General features: G+C 36.2%; 8 protein-coding genes and 1 tRNA gene. 2 read left to right on the forward strand and 7 right to left on the reverse strand.

Features of this window, described 5'->3' with window-relative positions:
- Positions 1–113: 113 nt before the first annotated feature.
- Positions 114–185 (reverse strand) — tRNA-Glu (locus SMSK597_RS0101890).
- Positions 186–243: 58 nt separating this feature from the next.
- Complete coding sequence (gene rlmD / locus SMSK597_RS03625; protein ID WP_001050284.1) at positions 244–1,599, reverse strand: 23S rRNA (uracil(1939)-C(5))-methyltransferase RlmD; 1,356 nt, start codon at positions 1,597–1,599, stop codon at positions 244–246.
- Between the two features lie 37 nt (positions 1,600–1,636).
- Between rlmD and recX the strand changes: the two genes are divergently transcribed.
- Positions 1,637–2,413 carry a recombination regulator RecX gene (gene recX, locus SMSK597_RS03630; protein WP_000705084.1) on the forward strand — a complete coding sequence of 259 codons (777 nt, stop codon included), beginning with the start codon at positions 1,637–1,639 and terminating at the stop codon, positions 2,411–2,413.
- 88 nt (positions 2,414–2,501) lie between these two features.
- Positions 2,502–3,035 (forward strand): nucleoside tri-diphosphate phosphatase, encoded by a 534-nt coding sequence (gene ntdP, locus SMSK597_RS03635; RefSeq protein ID WP_000775316.1) that lies wholly within the window; start codon positions 2,502–2,504, stop codon positions 3,033–3,035.
- Positions 3,036–3,394: 359 nt separating this feature from the next.
- On the opposite strand, the gene SMSK597_RS12585 is transcribed toward ntdP, so the two are convergent.
- The 5 genes from SMSK597_RS12585 to groES all read right to left on the reverse strand — a co-directional run bounded on the left by SMSK597_RS12585 (position 3,395) and on the right by groES (position 8,265).
- Entirely contained in the window at positions 3,395–4,252 is an 858-nt protein-coding gene (locus SMSK597_RS12585) for an Rgg/GadR/MutR family transcriptional regulator (RefSeq protein ID WP_000800709.1), read from the reverse strand.
- Between the two features lie 12 nt (positions 4,253–4,264).
- Positions 4,265–5,038: a class I SAM-dependent methyltransferase gene (locus tag SMSK597_RS03645; protein ID WP_000566051.1), complete on the reverse strand. Its 774-nt coding sequence runs from the start codon at positions 5,036–5,038 to the stop codon at positions 4,265–4,267.
- Between the two features lie 399 nt (positions 5,039–5,437).
- Positions 5,438–6,205, reverse strand: a complete 768-nt coding sequence (locus tag SMSK597_RS03650) for an epoxyqueuosine reductase QueH (RefSeq protein ID WP_000567569.1) — start codon at positions 6,203–6,205, stop codon at positions 5,438–5,440.
- Positions 6,206–6,342: 137 nt separating this feature from the next.
- Positions 6,343–7,965, reverse strand: a complete 1,623-nt coding sequence (gene groL / locus SMSK597_RS03655; protein WP_000031589.1) for a chaperonin GroEL — start codon at positions 7,963–7,965, stop codon at positions 6,343–6,345.
- Between the two features lie 15 nt (positions 7,966–7,980).
- Positions 7,981–8,265 carry a co-chaperone GroES gene (gene groES / locus SMSK597_RS03660; RefSeq protein WP_000917323.1) on the reverse strand — a complete coding sequence of 95 codons (285 nt, stop codon included), beginning with the start codon at positions 8,263–8,265 and terminating at the stop codon, positions 7,981–7,983.
- Between the last annotated feature and the right edge of the window lie 138 nt (positions 8,266–8,403).

Here is an 8,403-nt window from a genome sequence, read left to right on the forward strand (position 1 = left end):
ACTTCTCTCAAGCGACAACTATATTAGTATATCACAGTCGCTTTCGCTTGTCAACACTTTTTTGAAACTTTTTTAAAACTTTTTTCATCAAGTGTTCCTACCGCAACATACCATAGTCCGTACGGGATTCGAACCCGTGTTACCGCCGTGAAAAGGCGGTGTCTTAACCCCTTGACCAACGGACCAGAGTTATTTTCAACTCTTACTATTATACCGACTTTTTGTTTTTTGTCAACACCTTTTTTAAACTTTTTTAATTAATTTTACAACAGCCTCAGTTCGAGCGGTATGTGGGAACATATCGACCGATTGGATATAATGGAGATCATATACTTTTACTAAGCGCACTAGATCACGAGCCAAGGTCGAAACATTACAAGAAATATAGACCATTTTTTCTGGTACGTAAGTAAGAATAGTATCTAATAACTTATCGTCCAGACCTGTACGTGGTGGGTCCACAATCAGAGCATCTGCTCGGTAGCCTTCCTTGTACCAACGAGGAATAATCTCTTCTGCTGTTCCAGCTTCATAATGAATATTGTCAAATCCCATTCTTTTAGCATTTCGCTTGGCATCTTCAATGGCTTCTGGAATAATATCCATACCTCTGAGTGTTTTAACTTTCTTTGCAAAGGCAAATCCAATTGTTCCAACTCCACAATAAGCGTCAATCAAATGGTCTTCTTTATTAACATCCAAGGCTTTTACCGCCTCGTTATATAGTACTTCTGTTTGTTCAGGATTTAGCTGATAAAAAGCTCGAGGGGATAGTGAAAATTCATAATCGAGAACACCTTCTTGAATACTCTCTTGTCCCCAGATAATCTCTGTCTTTTCACCATAAATCTCACTGGTTTTAGCTGTATTTGTATTCACAGCTACTGTCACAATTTCTGGAAAATCTTTAACTAATTCTTTTACAAGTTGAGTTAAGTTAAGCTGACGATTTGTAACAATAATAATCTGAACCTGTCCAGTCTTTCTTGCTCGTCGAACCATTATAGTTCTAACACCTAGAACTTTTCTCTCATCCGTGATTGGAATCTGGTGATAAGTAAGTAATTCCGCTAGACGATTAGCAATCACTTGGGTTTCCCTGTCTTGTACCAGGCAGTCTTTCAACTCTACTAAATAGTGAGAGTTTTGTGCATATAAGCCCGCCTTGACCTGATTCTTAAATTTTCGAGTCTGAAATTGTAACTTAGCACGGTAGTACTTTGGTTCCTGCATACCAATCGTCGGGCGGATTTCATAATTTTCATATCCTGCAGGGGCAAATTTTTTCAGCGCTTGATAAAGCAAGTCCGTCTTGAACTCTAGCTGCTTATCATAATGTAGGTGCATGATTTGGCAGCCTCCGCACTCATTGTAAATAGTACAAGCTGGCACAACGCGGAATTTAGACTTCTTGTTGACCTTTAATAATTTCGCTTCAACAAAGTTACGTTTAATAGAAGTAATCTGACAATAGATATCTTCTCCTTTTAAAGCTCCAGGTACAAAGACTAACGTTTTTTGGTAAAAGCCGATTCCCTCACCATTAATTCCCATGCGCTTGATTTTTAATGGTATTTTTTGTTTCACTTTCAGATTCATATCCCTATCTTATCACATTTTGAGTTATAATAGAACTATGAAAATCACAAAACTTGAAAAGAAAAAAAGACTCTATCTGATGGAGCTTGATAATGACAATAGATGCTATATTACTGAAGATACAATTGTTCGTTTTATGTTATCAAGAGATAAGGTGATAATCGAAGAGGAATTGAAAGAGATTCAGGACTTTGCTCAATTTTCTTATGGTAAGAATCTAGCCCTCTACCACCTATCCTTTAAAGCACGCACTGAAAAAGAAGTCAGAGAATATCTGAAAAAATACAATATTGATGAAAACATAGTTTCTCAAGTCATTGCTAATCTTAAAAAGGATAATTGGATTAATGATGGCCAGTACGCTTATGCTATCATCAATGCCAATCAACTTTCAGGAGACAAGGGGCCTTATGTACTGACTCAGAAACTAGCTCAAAAAGGGATTTCAAAATCTACTATAGAAGAGAACTTGAAAGAATTTGATTTTTCTGAAGTTGCTCAACGTGTAGCTAATAAACTATTGAAAAAATATGAGGGAATGCTTCCTGCTCGTGCTTTGCAGGATAAGATTATACAAAATCTGACCAACAAGGGGTTTTCCTATTCTGATGCTAAAAGTGCCTTTGACCAGTTGGATAGTCAAGTTGACCAAGAAACGACTCAGGAACTCATCTTCAAGGAACTTGATAAGCAATATGCCAAGTATGCCCGAAAATATGAAGGATACGAACTGAAGCAGCGTTTAACCCAAGTTTTAGCACGAAAGGGCTACGATTTTTCGGATATAGCAAGCGCTCTTAGAGAATATCTTTAATATTTTCGTGTAAAATTCACAGATTTTAGGCATTTTTATGGTACAATAGTAAACGATAAACTTATAAATTGTAGAAAGTTGGTTAGTTATGAAACTTCCAAAAGAAGGCGACTTTATTACAATTCAAAGTTATAAGCATGATGGGAGTCTCCACCGAACTTGGCGGGACACCATGGTACTAAAAACAACAGAAAACGCCATTATTGGTGTCAACGATCATACACTTGTTACCGAAAGTGATGGTCGTCGTTGGGTCACTCGAGAACCGGCTATTGTTTACTTTCATAAGAAATATTGGTTTAATATCATTGCCATGATTCGTGATAATGGAATTTCCTACTATTGCAATATGGCTAGCCCCTACTATCTGGATGAAGAAGCACTGAAATATATTGATTACGATTTGGATGTTAAAATTTTTACAGATGGGGAAAAACGTCTCTTGGACGTTGAGGAGTATGAGCGTCACAAACGCAAAATGAATTATTCTGATGACTTGGACTATATTTTAAAAGAACATGTCAAAATTCTTGTTGATTGGATTAACAATGGACGCGGTCCTTTCTCAGAAGCCTATGTAAACATTTGGTACAAGCGCTATGTAGAACTAAAGAATCGGTAAAGTTGTCAAAGGTCAGGAACAAAATCCTGACCTTGTTTTTTTGGTAGTGTAAAATAAATTGTGTAAACACAAAAAGGAATAAATCCATTATAGTAGAGTTACAACACCTTACTAGAAAGAGATTTATGCCGAATTCGTAAAATATATAAAACAAATAGATATACTGTTATTTTTTAATGTCTTTATTCCTTGTAAGTTTACAACAAACTCATATCATTTAATACAAAAAATACGAAAATGATTAGTATAAAAAATACAGGTCAACTTCGTATCAAAAAAATTTTTTTAGTTATTTCCATATAGCATCAATCATTTAGTACAATATTTTAAAAACAATATCTCAACAGAGAAAATGCTATTTAATCTACCAACTCATTTAATCGTTTTTGAAAATATAAAGCAATACTTTTAGACTCAATAAACTCAAAATATTTTATGACATTGTTCATTTGTTTAATTCCAGATTCTTTAGATTCAGTCAGATATATTTTATATCCTTCTACAAATTTGAATGTAGATTTTTCAAAAACTTTTGTGTCATCTTTTAATAATTTTTTTAGTTTCATTTCAAAGTAGTCTGCATATATTAGATGTGAATTTTCAAGGCAACAGAACCAAAAATTTAAACAAGCTGACACAACTAAATTTCTATTCTTGCCGATTTTTTCGTAATAATGTGTACGCTCTAGTATTTCTTTTCTGACCATGTAAATATAATCTATTTCAAAAAGATGATATAAATTACCAATCAGCGTTATCTCATAGGACTCCCATCGTTCCTTCTGGAATAAATAGTCATATACTAAATTTAGATCATCTCTACTAACTACATGATTACAATCTATCTGATTTAATAATCCCTGAACCATAATTGTATTTATTTTATGAGTTTTTTCTACACTCTTCTCAAAAAGTTTTTGTTGCTCATTTTTTATTTCCTCCAATCCTTTAGTATTCAAACTATAAAAATTTGGAGATAAGTTAACCAAAAAATCATCAAACTCCGATCTTTTATAATGTTCTAAGTAATTACAAAAATTCTCTATCGAAACATTGATATTTGATAATAATTTAAAGAACGTTGAAAGAGAAATTTCATTTTCTCCTCTTTCAAATCTAGAAAGTTGAGATTTTGATATAGAATCAGCTGCAGCATACTCTAAAGAATATCCGTTTAATTTTCTAAAATATCGAAAAGCTTCTCCATAATTTTTCACACTTTCGTTCCCTTAACTTTCTTTTCGAGCGACAAACATACCATATTCTTTAGGAATGATCAACATACCATTATAAAACGCACTTTCCAATCTTTTACGTATTATTTCCTCTTCTAGTGAACCTATTTCTAAAATTCTTTTAAACGATTGGATGTATTTAACTAGGTCATCTATACTAGTTACCTGTAACTCATCATCATAGAGTAATGTATCGACAGAGTTAAAATACGTACTCAGGTACCTTTTACCATTTTGTAAAGTAAACGTTTTATTTTCTAAATCTTGATTAACCTCATCTTTAAATAAACTTGCCAAATAATTTACAACTCCATTTTCACCAAATGTAGCACAGTAAAAAATTCCTCCGATTTTTAAGACCCTATTCACCTCAGAGAGAGCTTTAGGAATATCATTCACATGATGTAAAAGCATATTAGCAATAACAATATCAAAGGTTTCATTCTCAAAAGAAATCTTTTGAATATCAATTATTTCATAGTTAACATTGTCTCTATTTCCAATTACTGACTTCGTTGTTTTTACCATATCTTTAGAAAAATCTGTAACAACCAACTGCTTCATTGTATCTATAGAATCACTATTACTTTTCCACAGTTCTCCTGTACCACATCCCAATTCTAGAACCTTTACTTCATCAGTGATTTGGTAGTTAGAAAATATCCAATTATTAAATCCCAATTTATTTTTTGAATACTTCTTATGCAATTCTACTCGAATATCAAGATTATCATGACTTTTATATTGTTCAATTACTTTATCAATCATTTTAAATGACCTCCACTCTATAATTTGACATTATATCACAAGAATAAAGACAGTGTTAAATAAGTTGTATAAATGCAAAAAAGGAATATTCCGTTATAGCAGAGTTGTAACACATTTCTATAAAGAAATTTATTCCTACGACTCAGTTTAGCATGCTTAACTTCCTAACTCAAAAACCAAGCATCAATTAATTTATCCGTTCTTCTTTTGAAACAGATTTGAACTGATAATTGCTCGTTTTAATTTAAAAAGCTCTTTTGAGCAAAACTTCATTTTTTTAAGAGTCCAAGGCTTGTTGAAGACTCACAATCCTTGGACTAGAAATTCAAAGATTGATCCAGCAATTTCTATCTATCGCTTTTCTACTAGCAAAAAACTTACCTTGGGGCAAGTTTTCATTTATATATCTAATTTTGTAACTGTAAATTTGATGTGAGAATAGTCTTTTTCAACATCCTTATCAAGCATGAAAGCCGTGGCGTCCTTCTTAACTTGAACCAGGTCAATATTCTGGGCTTGTGCTGCATAGACACATCCACAATAACATTGACGGTAAATGTCATACTCTTCACACATCTCTACCGAACGTTTGTAGCCTTGATTTTTCTTGAAATCACTTGGAAGATAGTGGGTTGTGTAAATTTTTTGCACATCGATTCCGATGCTGTTAATAGTTTGAGAATTCTTATGAGGACTGATGGTCAAGGCTGAGCCAAAGTAGTCAAAGCCCAAGTCCATAGCCACTTGCGCTGTCTTATCCAGTCGGTAGTCAAAGCAAACCTTGCAACGGTCGCCTCCTTCAGGCTCTTCCTCCAACCCTCTGACCAATTTTCGGTATTCATTTGGTTCGTAGGGAGCTTCTAGATACTGGACCGTATTTCCTGTTCGCTCATTGAAATCACTGACAAATTTTTTGGTGACGTAAGCCCGCTTGTGGTATTCTGCCTTGGGATGGATATTAGAATTGGCAAAATAAATAGTCACATCTGCATACTTAGTCAAATATTCTAGAGTATAGGTACTGCAAGGGGCACAGCAAACATGCATGAGAATAGTTGGACGTTGCTCATTTTTCTCCCATACTTGTACCATCTTCTGCATGACACGGTCATAATTAATCTTCTGATTGGGGTTCATCTTGCTCAGAATTTCTTCTACATCGATCATGTTCTTCTCCTTTTTCTAGTCTTATTTTATCATATAAGTTAGGAGAGCTCAAATCAATTTAGAAGTGAATATCATAAAAAGGAGGGTTAGTCATTCCCTCCTTTTGTGTTTTTTATAAGTTGTTTTCTATAGAAAGCTTACATCATGCCGCCCATCATGCTTGGATCCATTGCTGGAGCTGGGGCTACTGGTTCTGGTTTATTGGCTACGACTGCTTCTGTAGTCAAAATCAAGCTGGCTACAGATGCTGCATTTTGTAGGGCTGAACGGCTAACTTTAACTGGGTCAATGATACCTTGATCAATCATGTTAACCCACTCGCCAGTTGCTGCGTTGAAACCTGTACCAAGCTCAGCATTTTTCAAACGATCGATAACGATAGACCCTTCAAATCCTGCATTGTGGGCGATTTGACGAACAGGTTCTTCCAAAGCACGGAGAACAATATTGCGTCCTGTTGCTTCATCACCTGCCAATTCCAAATTAGACACGGCTGGGATAACATTTACAAGGGCTGTTCCACCACCTGCAACGATTCCTTCTTCAACAGCTGCACGAGTAGCGTTGAGGGCATCTTCAATGCGGAGTTTCATTTCTTTCAACTCAGTTTCAGTTGCAGCTCCGACCTTAATAACCGCTACACCACCTGACAATTTCGCCAAGCGTTCTTGTAATTTTTCACGGTCAAACTCAGAAGTTGTGGTTTCGATTTGAGACTTGATAACCGCAACACGGTGGGAAATAGCTTCAGGATTTCCAGCACCTTCTACGATAACAGTGCTATCTTTGTCCACAGTTACTCTCGCTGCTTGACCAAGAGCTTCAATTGTCGCATCTTTCAACTCAAGACCAAGGTCTTCAGTGATAACTGTTCCGCCTGTTAATATGGCTATATCTTCAAGCATGGCTTTGCGACGATCACCAAAACCAGGTGCCTTAACTGCTACTACGTTGAAGGTTCCACGAATCTTGTTCAAAACAAGAGTTGGAAGAGCTTCGCCATCCACATCATCCGCAATAATCAAGAGTGGACGATTGCTTTGAAGAATACTTTCTAGGAGTGGCAAGATTTCTTGGATATTTGAAATCTTCTTGTCGGTAATCAAGATATATGGATTTTCAAGGTCAGCTACCATTTTTTCGCTATCTGTCACCATGTACTGTGAAAGATAGCCGCGGTCGAACTGCATTCCTTCAACAACTTCAAGTTCTGTTTCCATACCACGTGACTCTTCGATAGTGATGACTCCGTCTTTGCCAACTTTTTCCATGGCTTCAGAGATGTATTCACCTACTTTTTCGGAACGAGAAGAGACGGCGGCAACCTGAGCAATGGCTTCTTTGTTGGCAACAGGGATGGCATTGTTTTTCAAGGCTTCTACAGCTGTGGCAACTGCTGTTTCAATCCCACGACGAATGCCAATTGGATTGGCACCTGCAGTGACGTTTTTGATTCCTTCACGGACGATAGCTTGGGTCAAGACTGTTGCAGTCGTAGTCCCGTCACCTGCGATATCATTGGTTTTAGAAGCTACTTCTGATACCAATTTGGCACCCATATTTTCAAAATGGTCTTCCAATTCGATTTCTTTGGCAATGGTCACACCGTCATTGGTAATCAAGGGTGAACCGAATGATTTTTCAAGAACGACATTGCGGCCTTTTGGTCCCAAGGTTACTTTAACAGTGTCTGCAAGGATATCGACACCGCGAACCATAGCTGAACGGGCATCTGATGAAAATTTAATTTCTTTTGACATACTTACTTTCTCCTTCTATTCTTCAATGATTGCCAAGATGTTAGCTTCGCCTACGATGATGTACTTTTCATCGCCGTCTTTGACATCAAGACCTGCGTGAGCTTCAACTAAGACACGGTCTCCAGCTTTAACACTTGGAGCAACCAAGTCACCGTTCAAGGTACGAACACCTTGTCCAGTAGCTACAACTTGGGCTGTTTTGGTTTTTTCTTGGGCTGAACCTGCGAGGACAAAACCTCCAACAGTTTGTTCTTTTTCTTCGATTTTCAAGACCACACGGTCTCCTAATGGTTTCAACATCTGTTTTCCTCCATGATGAACTACATATTATTAGCACTCTTTGTATATGAGTGCTAAATCATAGTTCTATTGTATCACTTGGTCAGAAATAGTCAAGGAAAAAGTCTGACTTTCTCAAGATAAAAAGCCTGAGACCAA

This window comes from Streptococcus mitis SK597, from assembly GCF_000148545.1.
In the GTDB taxonomy this organism is placed as follows: Bacteria; Bacillota; Bacilli; order Lactobacillales; family Streptococcaceae; genus Streptococcus; species Streptococcus mitis_C.